Source organism: Micromonospora inyonensis (genome assembly GCF_900091415.1).
Taxonomy (GTDB): Bacteria; Actinomycetota; Actinomycetes; order Mycobacteriales; family Micromonosporaceae; genus Micromonospora; species Micromonospora inyonensis.
Map to the genome: position 1 here is coordinate 819,395 of NZ_FMHU01000002.1, position 19,244 is coordinate 838,638.

Here is a 19,244-nt window from a genome sequence, read left to right on the forward strand (position 1 = left end):
GACTGCTGAGTTATGCTGCAACCGGGACAACGACACGGGGAGAAGCGACGCAACGTGGCAGGGCACGGGATGTACCGGCGGCGCGACACCCCACGCGAGCACCTGGTCGCCGAGATCACCAACGACCTCCGGCGGTACGCGGTGGACGCCCAGCACGTCGCCCACGCCTTCGCCGGCCTGCACGGGCTCGGCGGCACCGACCTCCAGGCGCTGATCGCGGTGATGGACGCCGAACTGCGCGGCGACCCGATCACCCCCGGTCGCCTCGGCGAGCAGCTCGACCTCTCCTCCGGCTCGGTCACCGCCCTGGTCGACCGCCTGGAACGGGCCGGGCACCTCCGCCGCGACCGGGACACCACCGACCGGCGCAAGATCCTGCTGCACTACGCCGAGCAGGGCGCCGCCGTCGCGATGGAGTTCTTCCGGCCGCTCGGCGCGCGCACCGACGCGGTGATGGCCGGGTTCACCGACGACGAGCTGGAGATCGTGCACCGGTTCATGGTGGGGATCAGCGCCTCGCTACGGCAGCACCGCGACGACGTCCGCGCCGCCCGCGGCGAACCGGCCCGACGCCGGGCGGAGTAGATGCTCACCCGGCTCGCCTCCGGCCTGCTGCGACTGCCCCCGGCCCGCGCCCGGGTCACCCTGAGGCGGGACATCGCGGTGCGCGTCCGCGACGGGGTGACCCTGCGCACCGACCACTACGCGCCCGACCCACCCGACGCCCCCACCGTGCTGATCCGCACCCCGTACGGGCGGGGCGGGCCGATGCGGCTGCTCGGCCGGCTCGTCGCCGCCCACGGCTACCATGTGGTCGTCCAGTCCTGCCGCGGCACCTACGGCTCCGGCGGCGCCTTCGAGCCCCTCGTGCACGAGCGCGCCGACGGCCTCGACACCCTCGACTGGCTACGCCGGCAACCCTGGTACACCGGCGCGTTCGGCATGTTCGGCGCCAGCTACCAGGGCTTCGTGCAGTGGGCGCTGGCCGCCGAGGCCGGCGACGAGCTGCGCGCCATGGTCGCGGTGGTGACCGCCTCCACCACCCGCGACTCCACGTACGCGGGGGAGTCGTTCTCGCTGGACACCGTACTGACCTGGGCGGAACTGCTCCAGGCCCAGACCGTGCCCTGGCTGGCCCGGCAGTGGGAACTGAAACGCGGTCAGCCCCGCCTCGCCGCCGCCCTCGCCCACCTGCCGCTGGCCGAGGCGGACCGGATCGCCACCGGGGTCACCGTCCCGTTCTTCCAGGAGTGGCTGCGCCACCACACGCCCGACGCGGCGTACTGGCGGGACCGGGTCTTCGACAGCCGGCTCGCCGAGGTGCGCGCCCCGGTGCTGATGGTCAGCGGGTGGCACGACATCTTCCTCCCCGCCCAGCTCGCCGACCACGCCGTCCTGCGCGCCGCCGGCACCCCGTGCCGGCTGACCGTCGGCCCGTGGACGCACGGCAGCCCCGGGCTGCTGCTCGCCGCGCTGCGGGAAGGGCTGGACTGGCTCGACACCCACCTCGCCGGTCGTCGCCCTGTCGCCGACACCGCCGGGGTCCGCGTGCACGTCGGCGGGGACGGCGGCGGTTGGCGGGTCCTGCCGGACTGGCCGCCGCCGGGTGAACGGAGCAGCTGGCACCTGCACCCCGGCGCGGCGCTGCGACCGGAACCGTCGACGGAGTCGCCCCCCGACCGGTTCCGCTACGATCCGGCGGACCCGACCCCGTCCCTGGGCGGGCCGCTGCTGGTCGCGCAGCGGGCCGGACCGGTGGACAACCGTCCGGTCGAAGCCCGTCCCGACGTGGTCACCTTCACCAGCGCCCCGCTGGCCGCGCCGCTGGAGGTCGTCGGCCCGGTGCACGCCGACGTGTACGTCCGCAGCGAACTGGCGTACCTGGACGTCTTCGTCCGCCTCTGCGACGTGGACCCGCGCGGCCGGTCGTGGAACGTCTGCGACGGGCTGGTGCGGCTCTGGCCGGGACGCTTCCCGACCGACGACACCGGCGCGGTCCGGGTGCCGGTGCCGCTCTGGCCCGTGGCGCACCGCTTCGCACCCGGCCACCGGCTACGGGTGCAGGTCACCGGCGGCGCCCACCCCCGGTACGCCCGCAACCCCGGCACCGGCGAACCGCTCGGTACGGCGGTCACCCTGCGGGCCGGCTGGCGGGAGGTGCTGCACGACCCGGCGCACCCGTCGGCGGTGCACCTGCCGGTGCCGTGACGCACGCGGTGGCGGCGCCCCCGAAGGTGCGCCGCCACCGGCACGGTCTACAGCGGGCGGACGTTGTCCGCCTGCGGACCCTTCTGACCCTGGGTCACCTCGAACTCGACCTTCTGTCCCTCGTTCAACTCCCGGTAGCCACTCGTCGCGATCGCCGAGTAGTGGACGAAGACGTCCGGCCCTCCGCCATCCTGCTCGATGAAGCCGAAGCCCTTTTCAGAGTTGAACCACTTGACCGTGCCGGTTGCCATGCATCTCTCCCTGTTGCCATGGGTGACCACCGGCGTCTGGCCGATGATCGCCCTGTACCTCCCCGACAGTAGCCTCCCGCGCCCCCGTACGCTGGCCGAAGTGCCGGGTCGATTCGTGAAACCGCCCCGTCGCCGGGTCGATGACGGCATGCTTGCCCGAATGGACGGCGCGACGCGGGACGCCGCCGCCGCGTTGCGGCGGGAAATCCACGCACCCGGACACGGCCCTGACCGGCTGCGACTGGCACCGACCCCCCTGGTGCCCGAGGTGCGGCTGCACGTCGCCGAGGACGCCATCCTCTGGTGGGCCCGGATGGAGGCCGCGGCCGGACACCGGCTGCCCGCCCCGTACTGGGCCTCGGCCTGGGCCGGTGGCCAGGCGTTGGCCCGCTACCTGCTGGACCATCCCCGGGTCGCCGCCGGACGCCGGGTGCTCGACCTCGCCACCGGCTCCGGGCTGGTGGCCATCGCCGCCGCCCTGACCGGGGCGGCGCAGGTGCGGGCCAGCGACATCGACCCGTACGCCGTGGCCGCCGTGGGTTTCAACGCCCACGCCAACCGGGTCGCCGTCGACGCCAGCGCCACCGACCTGCTCGACACCGACGGCGGTGACGTCGACCTGCTGCTGGCCGGGGACGTCTTCTACGACCGGCCGATGACCGACCGGGTGCTGCCCTTCCTGGAGCGGGTCGCCGCTCGGGGCGTGGACGTGCTGGTCGGCGACCCCGGCCGGGGCTACCTGCCGGAGGAACGGCTGGAGGCGCTCGCCGTCTACCGGGTCCCGAGCACCGAGGTCGCCGTCGAGGCGCCGGTGCGCCGGGTGCGGATCATGCGCCCGCGCCGCCGTCCCGGGTGACACCCGAGCCCCGGTCCGGGTCGTTCTCAGGGAAAAGCCGGGGCCAAAGCCCCATGTGTACGGTGGTGACCCCGGCATAGCCTCATCCGCGTGACGGATCGGCTGGCCCAGATCGGAGAGCTCCCCACCGTGCTGCTGATGGGGGTGCTCGGGGTGGTCATGCTCTTCGACGCAATCCCGCTGCTCGGTGTGCTCGTCCCGGGCGACGTGGCGGTGCTGGCGGCGGTCGGGGTGGGGCAGCCCGCCGCGACGTTCGCCTCGTTCACTGCGGTCGTCGGGGGTTGCCTGGCCGGCTGGTCCGCGAGCTACCTGGTCGGTCGCCACTACGGGGGACGGCTGCGGGCCAGCCGGATCGGGGACTGGATCGGAGAGGACCGCTGGGCGGCCGCCGAGGGGATCCTGCACCGGGGCGGCGGCCGGATGGTGCTGGTCGCGCCCTTCCTTCCGGTGTTCAACGCGCTGCTGCCGCTCGCGGCGGGCGGCCTGCGGATGCCGTACCGCCGTTTCGTGGCCTGTGCCGCCTCCGGGGCGGTGCTCTGGGCGGGCCTCTACGTCGTGCTCGGCTCGCTGGCCCGGTCGCTGGGTGGCCTGCTGCCGGGGGATTCCGCAGCCTGGGGCACCCTGGGGTTCGGCATGATCTTCGGCACGGTGGTGCTCCTGGCCAGCCGTCGCCGGCTGCGCGGCGCGGCCGTCGCCGCCAACGCCTCGTAGCGACGAGACGACGGGACGGCGCGACCGCGCCGGCCGGGGCCGCACCGGACCGGGTGGCCGGTCACCCGGGGTGGTCCGGCGGCGTGGCCGCGAGGGTCACCGGCTCCGCACCCACGGCCACGCACCCGCCCGGCCCCCCTCGTCAGCGGCACCATCCGGAACGCGCCGTCCGTCAACCCCCCGAACACGTGCCGGTTGCCACGCCGGACGGGGCGTGACCCCGTCGGTAGCCGGCCAGGTTCCAGGTGTACAACGGCACGGTGGCTGGCACCGACCGGGTCACCTCGTCGCCGCCGACACCGGCCTGCTCGTCGGTCAGCACGACCACCCGGTCGTGCCGGCCGACGTGCTTGCGCAGCGCCGCGGCGGTCGCCGTGCCACCGCCGAGGAACCAGCCGCCCGCCTGCCAGCGTTCGATCGACCGCAGCAGCGACTCGCCCGTCCGGAGCGGAAACACCTTCGTGTACGCGCGCTCCGGGTCACCCCAGCTCCGGGCCGTCGAGGAGAAGGACACCACGTCCGCGCGGGCACACCGCTGGGCGAGGGCGACCCCGAAGACGACGGCGGCGTCCCAGCGCCGGACGGTGCCGTCCTTCGAGAACGTGTCGGTCATGCTGCCCGACGTGTCGACCATGACCAGCGTCCGACCGGGAAGGGACGGGACGTTGGCCAGGGCATGGGTGAGCGCCCGGTCCAGCGGGTGGGACCACCGCAGCGACGGGGCGGCCCGGTACGCGGACAGGAACCGCATCGGCATCTGCCGGGACCGCGCCACCTCGGCCGGGTCGGCCAGCCGGGCGGCCACGGTCGCGGCCACCTCGTCGGAGACGCCCGCCTGGTCGAAGTTCCGCAGGTTCCGCAGGAGCGCCATGTAGCCCATGGACGGGACGAGCGCCTCCCACAGCTTCGCCCGGTCGACCCGGTCACCGGCCAGGGACAGGGCGTCCTCCCACGTCATGCCCGCCTCGCGGAGCCGGTCGGCGTCGAGCAGCACCGTCGGGTCGGCGACGGCGGCGGAGCGCAGTGCGACGTTGCGGTGGAGCACCGGCAGCGAGTCCGGGATCGGCTTGTCGCGGTGGTGCCGGCGGTCCAGGGCGTGCGCGAAGAGGTCACCCCGCCACGTGGTGTCCGCGCTCGGGTGCACGAGGTCGACGACGTCACCGAACCGGAAGCCCTTGCTGGCGGTGTCGTACTTGAGCAGGGACCGCTCGGTGTACAGGCGGAGCAGGGAATCGGCCACGCCCCGCTTGACCGGCTTGGGCACGGCGCGGCCGTGGCGGGACGTCCAGTAGGCGAGTGCCTCACCCGGCTCGTCCGCCCGCTGTAGCACGTCGGCGACGATACGGCGGGAACCGGGAATCCCGGCCGACACCATGGCCTTGGCGGCCTCCAACGCGCCGACGAGAGCCGCGCTGCGCAGGTTCGCGTCGCCGCGCAGCCAGCGCAGGAACTCGCCGGTCCACTCCGGATCGTCGACGGCCACCGCCAAGCTATCACCCGGCATGTCCCACCGACGAGCCGATGTGGTCGGCCGGGCTGGCGTCGACCGGTCCGCCCGAAGCGTATCCTGCGCCCAGCCTTTCGGTTTCGCAGTGCACGGCCATCGTGGTGGAGGCTCCGAGGACCATGCCGAGGTGCACGGTCTGCCCGTTGGTGGCGGTGATCGTCAAGCCGACTGGTTCCGTCCGCCGCCCTCGCTGAACCGGTGACGCTCTTTACCCACGGGCAGGCCTGCGGCGCAGGGTTGGGGCTGTGTCGCAAGCGTGTGTGCACAGGCTCGACGGTGAGCTGTTGCTATTCGGCAGAGGTGGCTTCTCGCTCAGGGTTGACCTCATAGGTGGTGCGCCAGTGCCATCGCGCGCTGTGTGGCTCGTCGCATGGGCATTCGCCGTTGAAGAGACCTTCAATCCGGATGTCGGGGAAAATCCTATGTATGGTGATTTCTCTGGATTCTCCTGATTTGATGGTGCCTCGGGTTGCGAGTCGTGCGCTGGGCGCTTGATGGTCGTTGGCGATGTCGTAGTCGTACGGCTGACTGCCTTCGTTGGTGAGCTCGAGCAGCAACGTGGACCGGCTGCCACGACTGTGGCGTAGCTCGACTTGGCGGAGCTTGAGGTCCTTGAGAGCGCCTTCTCTGTGTTGCCGGCGGGCTTCCATCCTTCTCATCGTGCGGGCCTCAGCGACGGAGGCGTCCGCTGCCCCTTCGCCTCTGCGGCGATGTTCGCCTGCCTTTCGGCGGCGTCTGCGGAACGGCGTGCCTCTTCCTTGGCCGCTGCTGCGATTCTTGACTACCGGCCACCGTAGATGATCGCCACGATCACGGCGGCGATGGATGTGAGAAGCGCGAGGGCGGCGACGATGACGGCAGCGGTCGGCATTGATCCAGTTCAAGCTACTCTCCGCTCTTCGGTGGGGTAAGCCAGCATACGGAGACCGGTGGGGGCATTACTTTCGCCGCGGTGCCTGTCGGTGGAGTTCTCGCCACATATTCCGGGTGTCGCGACCGAAGGTGCGGCGACGCAGGTAGGGCGTGGCGACCCGGAGGCGACCGACTACCCCGGACGTCACGTGTACAACGTGCTCAACGAGCTGGTGGAGACGCACGGGGTGGTGCGATCGGCCGGTGACGGTCAGTATGTGCTGGCTGACAACCGGGAGGTGGCTGCCTGATGACTGATCGTTCCGCGTCGGCTGTTTCCGGTCAACGGAACTGCGCCCTCTACCGGTTCTGGGTGCGCCACCCCGAAACCGGTGAGCGCGCCCTCGGGTACATCGGGGAGACCGGACGGCTGCCGTTCCAGCGGCTGATGGAGCACATCTACCAGCAGCCGTGGGCAGACACCATCCTCGTGTGGGAGGTCGACCCCATCACCTTCCCCCACAAGGCTTCCGTGCTGGCCGCCGAGCGCAGGGCCATCGAAACCGAGCTACCGCTGTACAACGTCGACGGGAACCTGGCCAACCCAGGCCGGATCCCACCCGGCCGGGCAGTCCTCCAACGGCAGGCCCGCGACCCCGGCTGGGTGCAGCCGCAGCGGAACGTACGGGTGCCCCGCCAGCGGGCACCCCGAACCACTGCCGCACCGCGCCCAGTCCGACGCACCGCACCCCCTTCGCAGCTCACCCGCTGGTGGAGGAAGTACCAGACCGCCATCTCCGCGTGGGCCGCGCTGTGGCTGCTGCTGTGGGCTGTTCTGTGGTGGCTCGGCCGGAACGCTTGGACCGGCTGGGAAGAACCACGTAACGCCGCGATCCTCGCCTCCATCGCGTGGGCTCTCGCCCTGTGGGGCCGCCTGGGTGCCGGCAACCGCCGACCATTCCGACGCACCCGTGCCCGGAAGAGGACCCGCCGGTGACGCCCGCTCCCTGGCTGTGGCTCGTCTGCGACCGCGACAACGTCGACCGATAGGCTGTCAGCATGCGGCCTGAGCAGTGAGAACACCCGCTGACAACCGGGGTGGCCGAGATTCGCACCCGCCACCTCTGCCCGTACAAGGCTCTTCTGCGCGGGGAGGTCAGCCGCACTGAGGCGGCGCAGTGGTCAGCGGACCTCGACGCACACCAGGACGACGTCACCACCAGCCGTGCTGACGCTGCAAACCCGCCACCAGAACCAGCAGGACGATGCCCAGCCCGAACCACCAGCGGGACGCGACCCGGTGGTGGGGGTCATCCTTTCTTCCAATGGCGCAGAGCGCAGGCGAGTAAGGGGCGGATCGTCTCGGAGCGGTTCGGTTCTCCGAACCGGTGACGTCGGCTGGCCCGCGATGTGGGGGTCAACGTGGTGGCGAACCTCGTCGCCGCGTCGATCATCTATCTGCTGGCGGTGGCCGGCGGCTACCTCAACGCCAACCGGTGGATCATCATTGCGATCCTGACTTTCGCCGTCGTCGTGGTAGCAGCCGTCGGAATGACGTACGCCATGACCGTCGCCGGGCGGGGTAACCGCAGGCAGGCGATCGTCGGCGCGGTGCTGCTGTTTCTGGTGATGGCGGGCGCGAACTGGGTGATCTTCTTCATCCGCATGTGGTCGCGGTGAGGCGGACTACGGGAGGTCGAACAGGGTGGGCGCGTCCGGGTCAGGTTCCGAGCGTGGTCGGGGGATGAAGGGTGGGAGTAGGCCGCGCTGCCGGGCGCATTCTTCGCCGTAGCCGTCGTGGAGCCGCCGGGTGGGTACGGGCCGGCGGCAGCATCGGCAGCGTGGCGGTGGTGGCTCGGGTAGCTGTAGCAGCGGTTCCGGGGTTGTGTGGTTCATCGGCTGGCCTTTCATTCTGCTAGCACTCTGGCTGCTGAGGTGCTGGCGTGCCGAACGGGTCGTCGCCGATGAGGAGCGGTAGGTCGTAGATGGACAGGTCGGGGCGTGTCCGTGCGTAGCGGACGTGGTGCCCTCAGCGGCCGTGCTCGTAGGCGGTGTCCACCTCACCGTCGGACCACAACCGTCGGTTCAACCTGGGTGTAGCGCAGGGGTTCGGAGCGGTCCCACTGACCGGTCCAGGCGGCCGGTAGTGGCTGCGTGCGAACGCGAAAGGCCCGGATCCGACGACGGTCGGCCCCGAGCCTCCTGGCCACGAACGGTGACCTACCAGCCGCGGGCCCGCCACTGCGGCACCGCCGGGCGCTCCGCGCCGAGCGTGGAGTCCTTGCCGTGGCCGGGGTAGAACCAGGTCTCGTCGGGCAGCCGGTCGAACAGCTTGTGCTCGACGTCGTCGATCAGCGAGGCGAACCGCTCCGGGTCCTTGTCGGTGTTGCCGACCCCGCCCGGGAACAACGAGTCGCCGGTGAACAGGTGGGGGATGCCGGCCGGGTCCCGGTAGAGCAGGGCGATCGAGCCGGGGGTGTGCCCCACGATGTGGATCACCTCCAGCGCGCAGTCGCCGACCGGCACGGTGTCGCCCTCGGTCAGCGCCTCCGACTTGATCGGCAGCCCCTCGGCGTCGTCCGCGTGCACCAGGGACCGGGCGCCGGTGGCCGCGACCACCTCCTCCAGGGCGACCCAGTGGTCCATGTGCCGGTGGGTGGTGACCACGGCGGTCAGGCCGGCGTCGCCGACCAGGTCGAGCAGGCGGGGTGCCTCGTTGGCCGCGTCGACGAGCACCTGGTCACCGGTGGCCCGGCAGCGCAGCAGGTAGGCGTTGTTGTCCATCGGGCCCACCGACAGCTTGGTGATGGTGAGCCGGTCGAGTTCGCGTACGGCCGGCGGGCCGCCGGGGGTGACGTCTCCGCGGTAGGTCATCGGGGTTCTACATCCATTCGGGTGGGAGCGGGAGAGGGCCGTCGGGATCGACGGTGAGTGTCCGGCCGTCGGCGCGACCGGTGAGCCAGGCGGCCAGTTCGGGAGCGGGACCGGTGATCGTGGGGGCGTCCTCCGGGACGCCGACGACGAGCCGGTGCCGGGCACCGTCGAACCGCAGCACCATGGCCGGGGCGTCGGTCCGGTCGGCCAGGCCGGCCGTCACCTCGTGCAGCAGCCGGTGGGCGAACGCCTCCGACCAGTTGGCTGGCCGGTAGCCGGCGGCGAGGTCGACGTGGTGCACCTCGATCTCCCGCAGCCGGCCCCAGACGAGCGTGGCCGCCGGTAGCGGGCCGCGTCGCCCCTGGACGCTGGCGGCCCACGCCTCGACCGGCATGGCGGCGACCGCCTCGGCGAACCGTTCGGTGCACCGGCGCAGGTCGTCCAGGTGGGCCTCGGGCGGTCGGGTCGCGCCGGCGGTGATGTCCGCCTCGCGGGCGGCGTCGCTGGCGTACATCGGGACGTGCTCGCCGGTGCGGGCGGCGGTGAGGAGGTTGACCAGCCCGTCGGCGTTGCGGGCCAGGTGGGCCAGGACGTGTCCCCGTGTCCAGCCGGGCAGCAGCGACGCGTCGGCCAGGCCGGCGGCGTCGAAGCGGGCGGCGGTGCGGAGCAGGCGGTCCGTGGCGGCGTCCACCTCGCTCATGAGCAGAAGCGGATCGGTCACGTGGCCGACCCTATCCCCACCCGGTGCCGGCGTGCGGTGGAAATCGGTTTCGGCGTGTCGGCGTGCCACCTACCGTCGACGTCGACGCAGGCGACGGTTCGCCACGGGGTGTCGTTTCCACTGGCCGGGTGCCCGCCGACCACTCGTTCGCAACCGATGGGGATGCCATGACGATCGATCTCACCGCCCTCGGCTGGGATGCCGCCCGCGCGGCGGCCACCCGGCGTGGGCAGCGTTCCGGCCGGGTGGCCCGGGTCGACCGGGGGGTTTGCACGGTGCTCTGCGCCGAGGGGCCGGTCCGGGCGAGTCTGGGCGGTGCGGTCCTGGCCGCCGCGGCACGTGACCTGACCAACCTGCCGTGTGCCGGGGACTGGGTGCTGCTGGGCACCTGGCCGGACGGGCCGGTGACCGTGGAGAAGGTGCTGCCCCGCCGGACGGCGCTCGTCCGGCGTACCGCCGGCCGGGACGCCAGCGGGCAGGTGCTGGCGGCGAACCTGGACGCGGTCGCCGTGGTCGAGCCGGTGCACCCCGCGCCGGACGTCGCCCGCCTGGAACGGCTGCTCTCCCTGGTGCACGCCTCCGGGGCCCGGCCGCTGGTCGTGCTCAGCAAGGCAGACCTGGCGCCGGACGCGGCGGCGGTGGCCCGCCAGCTCGCCGAGGTCGCGCCGGGCGTGCCGGTGCTGCCGGTCAGCGCGGAGCGCGGGGCGGGGCTGGACCCGCTGCGCGGCGAGGTCGCCCCGGGCCGGACGCTCGGGCTGCTGGGGATCTCCGGCGCGGGCAAGTCGAGCCTGGTCAACGCGCTGGCCGGGGCGGTGGTGATGCCGACCCAGGCGATCCGGCGGGTCGACGGCAAGGGGCGGCACACCACCACCTGGCGGGCGCTGGTGCCCATCCCCGGCGGCGGCGCGGTCCTGGACACCCCGGGCGTACGGGCGGTCGGCCTGTTGGATGGTGTCGACGGCCTGGACCGGGCGTTCGCCGACGTCACGGCGCTCGCGTCGACGTGCCGCTTCGCCGACTGCGGGCACGCTGTCGAGCCGGGGTGCGCGGTCCGGGCGGCGCTGGAGACCGGCGAGTTGACCGCCCGGCGCTGGGAGAGCTGGCGCAAGCTCCAGCGGGAGCTGGCGGTCGAGAGCCGGCGGCGGGAGGCCCGGCTGGCCGCCGACCGGCGGGGTGGCTGGCGACGTGGGCGACGGCACACCGCCCGGCCCTGACCCCGCCCCGGCGGCCCGGCCCTCGTCGGGGCGGGTGGTTGGTCCGGCGTGGGCGATGCCATCATGATGGCATCGACGACTGTCGGGATGTCGTCGCTTCCTCGCGAGGCGGAGTCGTATGCGCGCACGATGGCGGGGAGCGTTCGTCGCGGGGCTGGTGCTCACCCTGGTCGCGGGTCCGGGCACCGCGCGGGCCGAACCGGAGAAACGCGTCCACAACGCGATGCAGATCATCTTCAGCCCGTCGTACCCGGACTCGTTCTGCACGATCGGCGCGGTGGGTACGGACGACTACGGGCGGAAGATCGCCATCTCGGCGGGGCACTGCCTGCGCGACCCGCAGTACGCCGACCGGGAGATCCACGAGAACGTCGCCCCCGTCTACCACCGGCAGGACGTCGCGTTCGGCCCGATCGGGTACGTGCGGTACTTCAAGGATCCCGAGGGGTCGATGACCGGCCACCTGACCAGGGACTACATGATCATCGAACTCGTTGCCGGGGTGACGCCGTCGGCGCAGGGGCCCCACCTCCGGCAGGCCGGTGAACTGGAGGTGCCCGGCGGCACTCCCAGCCCGAACGCCCTGAGCCCCGCGCCGGACAACGAGCGGCTGCTCGGCGTCGCGTGGTTCAACACCAACGAACTCGTCGTGTCCGGCCAGCTCGGTGTCTGGTACGGGCGGGTCACGAACAACACCGACGGCGTCTACCAGTGCTGGGCCAAGCACCGGGCGGGCGACTCGGGTGGCCCGGCGATCTGGCACGTGCCGGGCAGCGACTACCCGTCCGAGGGCAACGGTTTCCAGGCCGAGGGGCCGTGGGCCGGGATCACCAAGGGGATCATCCTGGGTGTTCCGCAGTTCGTCTACACCAGTTCGGCGAACATCCTCGCCGACCTCCGCGCCCGGGACGCCGCCGATCCCGGAGACGTCTACGGTGCCGGCTTCGAGGTGACCGACAACCTGTAGACCGGCGGGCGGCCGGGCCGGGCACGGGCCGGATGAGCTGGGGGAATGCGTCGGCGCGGGAAAGTGTCGTACCCCGGGGCTAGAGTTGCCGGGGCGCTTTCCCTGCGCCGACCGACCGCTCGGATTGCCGTCAGAGCGGGACAGATCACCTCATCTTCCTGAATCCTGGAGTAATCGGACAGTGGCCGACCGTCTGACAATCCGTGGCGCCCGCGAGCACAACCTGCGTGACGTCAGTCTCGACCTGCCCCGGGACGCGCTGATCGTCTTCACCGGGCTCTCCGGGTCGGGCAAGTCGAGCCTGGCCTTCGACACGATCTTCGCCGAGGGGCAGCGGCGCTATGTGGAGTCGCTCTCCTCGTACGCCCGGCAGTTCCTCGGCCAGATGGACAAGCCCGACGTCGACTTCATCGAGGGCCTCAGCCCGGCAGTGTCGATCGACCAGAAGTCGACCTCGCGCAACCCGCGCTCCACCGTCGGCACCATCACCGAGGTCTACGACTACCTCCGGTTGTTCTTCGCCCGGGTCGGCGAGCCGCACTGCCCGGTCTGCGGCGAGCGGATCTCCAAGCAGAGCCCGCAGCAGATCGTCGACCGGGTGCTCGCGATGACCGAGGGCACCCGGTTCATGGTGCTCGCGCCGGTGGTGCGCGGGCGCAAGGGCGAGTACGTCGACCTCTTCGCCGAACTCCAGGGCAAGGGGTACGCCCGGGCCCGGGTCGACGGCGTGGTGCATCCGCTGACCGAGCCGCCGAAGCTGAAGAAGCAGGAGAAGCACACCATCGAGGTGGTGATCGACCGGCTTACCGTCAAGCCCAGCGCCAAGCAGCGGCTGACCGACTCGGTCGAGGCCGCGCTCGGGCTCTCCGGCGGGCTGGTCCTGCTCGACTTCGTCGACCTCCCCGAGGACGACCCGGAGCGCGAGCGCCGTTACTCCGAGCACCTGGCCTGCCCGAACGACCACCCGCTCGCGATCGAGGACCTGGAACCCCGGGTGTTCTCCTTCAACGCCCCGTACGGTGCCTGCCCGGAGTGCACCGGCCTGGGCACCAAGAAGGAGGTCGACCCGGAGCTGATCATCCCCGACCCGGAGCGCACCCTGCGCGAGGGCGCGATCCAGCCCTGGGGGAGCGGGCACAACCTGGAGTACTTCCTCCGGCTGCTGGAGGCGCTCGGCGAGAGCGAGCACTTCGACCTGGACACCCCGTGGCGGGCGCTGCCCGCGCGGGCACAGAAGACCATCCTGCACGGCTCCGGCGACCAGGTGCACGTGCGCTACCGCAACAAGTACGGCCGCGAGCGCTCCTACTACACCGGCTTCGAGGGCGTGGTGCAGTGGATCGAACGCCGGCACACCGACACCGAGTCGGACTGGTCGCGGGAGAAGTACGAGGGCTACATGCGGGACGTGCCCTGCGCGGCCTGCGGTGGTGCCCGGCTCAAGCCGGAGGTGCTCGCGGTCACCGTGGCCGGCAAGAGCATCGCCGAGGTCTGCAACCTGTCGGTGGGGGAGTGCGCCGACCTGCTCGCCGGCATCGAGCTGACCGACCGGCAGAAGATGATCGCCGAGCGGGTGCTCAAGGAGATCAACGCCCGACTGCGGTTCCTGCTCGACGTCGGCCTGGACTACCTCTCCCTCGACCGTCCGGCGGGCACGCTCTCCGGGGGCGAGGCGCAGCGGATCCGGCTCGCCACCCAGATCGGGTCCGGCCTGGTCGGCGTGCTCTACGTGCTCGACGAGCCGTCGATCGGCCTGCACCAGCGGGACAACCACCGCCTGATCGAGACCCTGCTACGGCTGCGCGGCCTGGGCAACACGCTGATCGTGGTCGAGCACGACGAGGACACCATCCGGGTGGCCGACTGGATCGTCGACATCGGGCCGGGCGCGGGCGAGCACGGCGGCCGGATCGTGCACTCCGGCTCGGTGCCCGCCCTGCTCGACAACCCGGAGTCGGTCACCGGGGCGTACCTGTCCGGGCGGAAGTCGATCCCGACGCCGCAGCGGCGCCGGCCGCAGACCCCCGGCCGGGAACTGGTCGTGCACGGCGCACGGGAGCACAACCTGCGGAACCTGACCGTGTCGTTCCCGTTGGGGCAGCTCATCGCGGTCACCGGGGTCAGCGGCTCCGGCAAGTCGACCCTGGTCAACGACATCCTGTACACGGTGCTGGCCAACCAGATCAACGGTGCCCGGCTGGTGCCCGGCCGGCACACCCGGATCACCGGCTTGGAGCACGTCGACAAGGTCGTCGGCGTCGACCAGTCCCCGATCGGCCGTACGCCCCGGTCGAACCCGGCCACCTACACCGGGGTCTGGGACCACGTCCGCAAGCTCTTCGCCGAGACCACCGAGGCCAAGGTCCGGGGGTACGGCCCGGGCCGGTTCTCGTTCAACGTCAAGGGCGGCCGGTGCGAGGCGTGCTCCGGCGACGGCACCCTGAAGATCGAGATGAACTTCCTGCCCGACGTGTACGTCCCCTGCGAGGTCTGCAAGGGGGCCCGGTACAACCGGGAGACCCTGGAGGTGCACTACAAGGGCAGGACCGTCGCCGACGTGCTGGACATGCCGATCGAGGAGGCGGCCGAGTTCTTCTCCGCCATCCCGGCGATCCACCGCCACCTGAGGACCCTGGTCGACGTCGGTCTCGGCTACGTCCGCCTCGGCCAGCCCGCGCCGACCCTCTCCGGCGGCGAGGCGCAGCGGGTCAAGCTCGCCTCCGAGTTGCAGAAGCGCTCCACCGGCCGGACGGTCTACGTGCTCGACGAGCCGACCACCGGCCTGCACTTCGAGGACATCCGCAAGCTGCTGATGGTCCTGGAGGGGCTGGTCGACAAGGGCAACACGGTGATCACCATCGAGCACAACCTCGACGTGATCAAAACGGCCGACTGGCTGATCGACATGGGGCCGGAGGGTGGTCACCGGGGTGGCACATTGCTCGCCACCGGCACCCCGGAGGAGGTCGCCGAGGTGTCCGAGAGCCACACCGGTCAGTTCCTGCGCCCGGTGCTCGGCCTCGACGGCGAGGCCCGGGGCGCGACGGCGGCCACCGGCCGGGCGGCGAAGGCCAACGCCGGTCGGTCCCGCGCCAGCACCACCCGGCGGTCGCCGGCCCGGTCCCGCTGAGGGCGGGCGGGGTGTCGCCCGGGCGGTGGTTGAACCGTCCGGGACAGTGGTCCGTACTTGCAGGCATGGCCGCGGACCATGGAGGGCGGCACGGAGTGCGAGAGAGAGGTCGGGCATGAGTGACGACAACGGGCTGACCGGGCCGGCCACCCGACGAACCCTGCTCGCCGGGGCCGGCGCGGTCGGCGCGGCGGTCGTCCTGACCGCCTGCGGCGGTGACGACGAGCCGGCGGGTTCCGGCTCCGCGGCCCCGACCAGCGGTGGTCCGGGCGTGTCGCCCAGCGCCGACGCGGGCGGCGACCGGAGCGCGGCCGACGCCATCGTCGGCACCGCCGACGTCCCGGTCGGCGGCGGGGTCATCTTCGCCAGCAAGGGCGTGGTGGTCACCCAGCCCAGCGCCGGGGTGTTCAAGGGGTTCAGCCCGATCTGCACCCACCAGAAGTGCCCGGTGTCCCGGATCGACGGCGGCACCATCATCTGCACCTGCCACAACAGCAAGTTCTCGATCGAGGACGGCTCGGTCAAGGGCGGCCCGGCCAAGCAGCCGCTGCCGGCGAAGGAGATCGTCGTCGACGGCGACCAGATCCGCCTGGCCTGACGGACACCGGTGCGGCCGGCACGCGGGACCGTGCCGGCCGCACCGGCCTTCCAAGACGCGGCGTCGGGTGTTCCCGCCACGGTGTCAGTGGGTGTACACGGCCATCTCCCAGAGCGAGAAGCCGTAGGTGGTGGCCCGGGTCAGGCCGCGCATGCGCACGTACCGGGCGTTCTCGGTGGGAAAGACGATCGCGTCGGTGCCGCCGTCGCCGGCCGTGGTCGACCAGGCGGTGCGCCAGGTGGTCCCGTCCGTGGAGACCTCGACCCGGTACGACCGCGCGTACGCCGCCTCCCAGGCCAGCACCACCCGGCCCACCGGCCGGGCCGAGCCAAGGTCGACGGTGAGCCACTGGTCGTCGGCCTTGGAGCTGGACCACCGGGTGCCCAGATCCCCGTCCACCGCCCGCGCGGCGGGGTAGCCGAGCTGACTGCTCGACGCGGTCACCGGCCGCTGCGCGGCCAGGTTGGTCAGGTCGTCGCCGCGCTTCGCCGGGAAGGAGACGACCTGCTGGTAGGTGGGCCGGTTCTGCCAGGCGATCGGGGCGTGGGTGATCCCGCCCAGCGGCGACTGGACGATCGCGTCGGCGCACCACTGGTCACCGGCCGCGCAGGTGCTGTCCCCCGGGTAGGTCTGGGTGGCCGGGGTGGCCGCCGCCGCGCCGAGCGTGTCGAGCAGGATCTGCCGGCAGCCGGTGAGGCTGCCGTCGCCGCAGTGGGTGCGGCCGAGGCCGCCCGCGACCGGGTCGCCGAGCACCGCGCGCAGGTCCTTGTCGACCCAGCCCCACCAGCCGTACTGGAACGCGGAGCCCTTGTGGGTCTGGGTCGTGCTGGCCGACCCGGGCAGGGTCGACCTGTCGCCGGACTGGTGGCCGGAGGGGGACTCGTTGACCGCGAGGGTGTTCACCAGCGCCTGGTAGAGGTCCGCGCCGAGCGGTGCGGAGAACATCCCCCGGACCAGCAGCGGCCACCAGGCGTCGAAGGTGCGGATCGCCTCGGCGTGCCGGTAGACCTTCGAGCCCTTCGCGGTCTCCAAACGCAGCGCGCCGTCCTGCCGCCACGCCTTGAGCCGGCTGATCTCGGCGGCCAGGGTGGCGTCGGTGACCGGCTGGCTCTCCAGCACCCGGATCAGCTCGTCGAGTACCTCGGCGCCGCGCAGGTCGGTCAGGCCGGCCCGTTCCACCAGCGAGGTGAGCGAGGCCCGGTCGAACTTCTGTCCGGCCGCGATCGCCGCCTTGATCGGCTTGTCGAGCAGGTCACCCCGGTGCACCGCGCCGAAGCTGAAGTTGCCGTCCGCCGCGCCGAAGTCCTTCGCCTGCTTGTTGTTCCAGCTGACGTAGTAGTCCTGGTTCTTCGACTGGGGGTGGGCGGACAGCGGCGCGGACCGGGCGGTGTTGGTGGCCGGGTCGAAGCCCTGCCACTCGTACGCCGGCTCGGCCTTCATCGGCAGGTTCGGATTGGACCCGGCGGCGCGCAGCGGGTTGAGGCCCGAGTTCAGGTACGCCGACTCGGTCGAGTTGACGTAGAACCAGTTGAAGGCGTAGTCGACGTTGTTCGCCGAGGCGATGAAGGCGTCGGCGGAGCCCATCTGGGCCGGGTCGTTGAACAGTTGGAAGCCGATCGCGGAGTCGGCCTCGTGCCGGTAGGTGGAGCGCAGCTGGGTGAAGGCGTGCGGTCGGTCGCCCACGGTGCCGCGCCAGGCCACCAGGCCGAGCTTCGTCCGCCAGACGACCAGCCGGTACGACCCGGCCGGCGTGCTGTCGGCCAGGGTGGGCTTCCACGCGTTGACGTGGGACAGCTTCTCCATCGGAAGGCACTGTCCCCGGAAGAGGTAGTGGTCGCTGCCGAGCGTCGGCGTGCTGCCGTCGGGGGTGCAGAGCGGCACCGCGTACGTGTCGGTGATGTCCTGGACCGCGGAGGTCGCGCTCCACGCGTAGTCCTGGCCCCGGCCGAGCAGCACGTAGAGGTTCAGCCCGGCGAAGGCGGCACCCCGGGCGCTGATCCCCGGCCCCTGCAACTCCTGGACCATCAGCAGCTGGGGTGCGAAGTACCCGGTCTGCGGGCCGAAGACGGCGATCGGGTGGCCGGTCGCGGAGTGCGCGGCGGAGATCACGGCGGCGTTGGACATGCCCCGGTGGGCCGGACTGATGGTCAGCCCGGAGAGCGCGGCGGCCAGGTCCGCGCCCCGGGTGGTGGCGGTGCTGCCGGCGGAGCCGGTGGGGTCGGTGAAGACCGGCTCGGGGCGGGCCGAGCCGGCGTCCGGCAGCGCGACGCTCGCCGCGTTCGGGTCGGCGGCTCCGTACGGGAAGCTCTGCCCGTCGTGCAGGGTCAGGACGGCCTCCGGGTCGTTCTGGCCGCGGAACGCGTTCCACACCCGGTCGCCCTCGGTCGGGCCGTACTTGGCGCGGGCGGCGATCCGGACCAGCGCGGACTGCATCTCCGAGCCGCCCCCGCCGCCGAACAGGCCGCCGACCACCCCGGCGATGGCGATCAGGTCGGTCATCGTGAACGGCTCCGGGCCGCCCTCGTTGGTGATCGCGTCGAGGTGCCCGGTCAGCACGTACTCGCCCGGGCAGTTGCGGTCGTCCATGCAGTCGCGGACGTAGGCGTTGATACCGGCGATGTACTCCTGCACGTCGGCGTAGAGCTGCTCGCCGCGCGGGCCCTTGGTGCGCAGCGCGTCGACCTGGGCCTGGAGGTCGGCCTCGGTGTACGGCGAGTTGCGCCAGACGCTCTGCTCCAGGGCCCGGTTGCCGGGCGCGCCGCCGGCGAACGGGGTGAGGATGCCCCGCCCGACGCGTCGCAGCAGGTCGATGGTGAAGAGGCGGTCCTCGGCGCCGGCGTACCCGGCGCCGTACATGGTGCCGCCCCGGGTGGTGCCGGTGATGTGCGGGACGCCGGTGGCCTTGTCCCGCACGATCCGTACGTCCGCGCGCGGCGAGTACTCCCGCTCGACCTGGCTGGGCGGCACGCCGAAGGACGCGTCGTTGAAGAAGGACCCGACCTGGTCCTGACGGAGCCCGGCGTAGCCGTAGACGAGGTCGGCGTACCGGCCGAGCTGGTCGCCGGAGTGCCGGGGCAGGGTGCCCAGCGTCTGGTGGGCGAGGATCTCGACCAGGGTGGCGTTGCCGTTCTGGCCGGGCGGCACGATGTCGCCGCACTCACCGAGGCAGTAGTCGTTGGCGGCGTACGTGGTGGTGCTGGTGGCCTGTGCGACGACGGCGGGTGCGCCGGCCGCCGGGCCGGGGGTGGGGGAGACGAGCAGGGCGGCGAGGCCGACGACGGCGGTCGCGCCGGCCAGGAGACGGCGGGTGGTGGTGGGACGGGGCATGTGATCCTCCGCAGGCTGGGGATCATGA

Annotated in this window: 18 protein-coding genes; 11 read left to right on the forward strand and 7 right to left on the reverse strand. The window is 72.2% G+C overall.

All coding sequences use genetic code 11. The features are described from left to right. Nucleotides 1–69 precede the first annotated feature (69 nt). Complete coding sequence (locus GA0074694_RS18660) at nucleotides 70–585, forward strand: MarR family winged helix-turn-helix transcriptional regulator (protein WP_091460149.1); 516 nt, start codon at nucleotides 70–72, stop codon at nucleotides 583–585. Continuing rightward, entirely contained in the window at nucleotides 586–2,208 is a 1,623-nt protein-coding gene (locus GA0074694_RS18665) for a CocE/NonD family hydrolase (protein ID WP_091460152.1), read from the forward strand. 47 nt (nucleotides 2,209–2,255) lie between these two features. Here GA0074694_RS18665 and GA0074694_RS18670 read toward each other — a convergent pair whose 3' ends face one another. Further along, nucleotides 2,256–2,459 carry a cold-shock protein gene (locus tag GA0074694_RS18670; RefSeq protein WP_088983014.1) on the reverse strand — a complete coding sequence of 68 codons (204 nt, stop codon included), beginning with the start codon at nucleotides 2,457–2,459 and terminating at the stop codon, nucleotides 2,256–2,258. Nucleotides 2,460–2,619: 160 nt separating this feature from the next. Between GA0074694_RS18670 and GA0074694_RS18675 the strand changes: the two genes are divergently transcribed. Continuing rightward, the gene (locus GA0074694_RS18675) at nucleotides 2,620–3,315 is read left to right on the forward strand and encodes a class I SAM-dependent methyltransferase (protein WP_245714791.1); all 696 of its coding nucleotides are present in this window, start codon (nucleotides 2,620–2,622) and stop codon (nucleotides 3,313–3,315) included. A gap of 90 nt (nucleotides 3,316–3,405) precedes the next feature. After that, entirely contained in the window at nucleotides 3,406–4,026 is a 621-nt protein-coding gene (locus GA0074694_RS18680) for a DedA family protein (protein ID WP_091460155.1), read from the forward strand. Nucleotides 4,027–4,198: 172 nt separating this feature from the next. On the opposite strand, the gene GA0074694_RS18685 is transcribed toward GA0074694_RS18680, so the two are convergent. The 3 genes from GA0074694_RS18685 to GA0074694_RS30975 form a co-directional block, all read right to left on the reverse strand. Further along, on the reverse strand, nucleotides 4,199–5,509 hold the full coding sequence (locus tag GA0074694_RS18685; RefSeq protein ID WP_245715010.1) for a TROVE domain-containing protein: 1,311 nt from the start codon (nucleotides 5,507–5,509) through the stop codon (nucleotides 4,199–4,201). Between the two features lie 10 nt (nucleotides 5,510–5,519). Beyond that, nucleotides 5,520–5,696 carry a hypothetical protein gene (locus tag GA0074694_RS31770; RefSeq protein ID WP_176738004.1) on the reverse strand — a complete coding sequence of 59 codons (177 nt, stop codon included), beginning with the start codon at nucleotides 5,694–5,696 and terminating at the stop codon, nucleotides 5,520–5,522. 124 nt (nucleotides 5,697–5,820) lie between these two features. Further along, entirely contained in the window at nucleotides 5,821–6,183 is a 363-nt protein-coding gene (locus GA0074694_RS30975) for a hypothetical protein (protein ID WP_141714190.1), read from the reverse strand. Nucleotides 6,184–6,495: 312 nt separating this feature from the next. Between GA0074694_RS30975 and GA0074694_RS30980 the strand changes: the two genes are divergently transcribed. From GA0074694_RS30980 to GA0074694_RS18695, 3 genes are all read left to right on the forward strand, one after another. After that, complete coding sequence (locus GA0074694_RS30980) at nucleotides 6,496–6,696, forward strand: hypothetical protein (protein ID WP_141714191.1); 201 nt, start codon at nucleotides 6,496–6,498, stop codon at nucleotides 6,694–6,696. Beyond that, complete coding sequence (locus tag GA0074694_RS18690) at nucleotides 6,696–7,382, forward strand: hypothetical protein (RefSeq protein WP_091460157.1); 687 nt, start codon at nucleotides 6,696–6,698, stop codon at nucleotides 7,380–7,382. The genes GA0074694_RS30980 and GA0074694_RS18690 overlap by 1 nt, the downstream gene beginning before the upstream one ends. Before the next feature lie 428 nt (nucleotides 7,383–7,810). Further along, nucleotides 7,811–8,065 carry a hypothetical protein gene (locus tag GA0074694_RS18695; RefSeq protein WP_141714192.1) on the forward strand — a complete coding sequence of 85 codons (255 nt, stop codon included), beginning with the start codon at nucleotides 7,811–7,813 and terminating at the stop codon, nucleotides 8,063–8,065. A 540-nt stretch (nucleotides 8,066–8,605) separates the two neighbouring features. Here GA0074694_RS18695 and GA0074694_RS18700 read toward each other — a convergent pair. Both GA0074694_RS18700 and GA0074694_RS18705 read right to left on the reverse strand, forming a co-directional pair. After that, nucleotides 8,606–9,259 carry an MBL fold metallo-hydrolase gene (locus tag GA0074694_RS18700; RefSeq protein WP_091460161.1) on the reverse strand — a complete coding sequence of 218 codons (654 nt, stop codon included), beginning with the start codon at nucleotides 9,257–9,259 and terminating at the stop codon, nucleotides 8,606–8,608. 7 nt (nucleotides 9,260–9,266) lie between these two features. Beyond that, nucleotides 9,267–9,959, reverse strand: coding sequence for a maleylpyruvate isomerase family mycothiol-dependent enzyme (locus GA0074694_RS18705; protein WP_091463381.1), 693 nt, complete (start codon nucleotides 9,957–9,959; stop codon nucleotides 9,267–9,269). A 188-nt stretch (nucleotides 9,960–10,147) separates the two neighbouring features. Here GA0074694_RS18705 and rsgA point away from each other — a divergent pair, with 188 nt between their 5' ends. From rsgA to GA0074694_RS18725, 4 genes are all read left to right on the forward strand, one after another. Beyond that, a complete protein-coding gene (gene rsgA, locus GA0074694_RS18710) occupies nucleotides 10,148–11,194 on the forward strand; it encodes a ribosome small subunit-dependent GTPase A (protein WP_091460164.1) in 1,047 nt (348 codons plus the stop codon). Nucleotides 11,195–11,312: 118 nt separating this feature from the next. Beyond that, nucleotides 11,313–12,161, forward strand: coding sequence for a hypothetical protein (locus GA0074694_RS18715; RefSeq protein WP_091460166.1), 849 nt, complete (start codon nucleotides 11,313–11,315; stop codon nucleotides 12,159–12,161). A gap of 181 nt (nucleotides 12,162–12,342) precedes the next feature. Further along, the gene (gene uvrA, locus GA0074694_RS18720) at nucleotides 12,343–15,291 is read left to right on the forward strand and encodes an excinuclease ABC subunit UvrA (protein ID WP_091460168.1); all 2,949 of its coding nucleotides are present in this window, start codon (nucleotides 12,343–12,345) and stop codon (nucleotides 15,289–15,291) included. Between the two features lie 115 nt (nucleotides 15,292–15,406). Further along, the gene (locus tag GA0074694_RS18725) at nucleotides 15,407–15,889 is read left to right on the forward strand and encodes a Rieske (2Fe-2S) protein (protein WP_091460170.1); all 483 of its coding nucleotides are present in this window, start codon (nucleotides 15,407–15,409) and stop codon (nucleotides 15,887–15,889) included. Between the two features lie 84 nt (nucleotides 15,890–15,973). On the opposite strand, the gene GA0074694_RS18730 is transcribed toward GA0074694_RS18725, so the two are convergent. Beyond that, nucleotides 15,974–19,216 carry a penicillin acylase family protein gene (locus GA0074694_RS18730; protein WP_091460173.1) on the reverse strand — a complete coding sequence of 1,081 codons (3,243 nt, stop codon included), beginning with the start codon at nucleotides 19,214–19,216 and terminating at the stop codon, nucleotides 15,974–15,976. Between the last annotated feature and the right edge of the window lie 28 nt (nucleotides 19,217–19,244).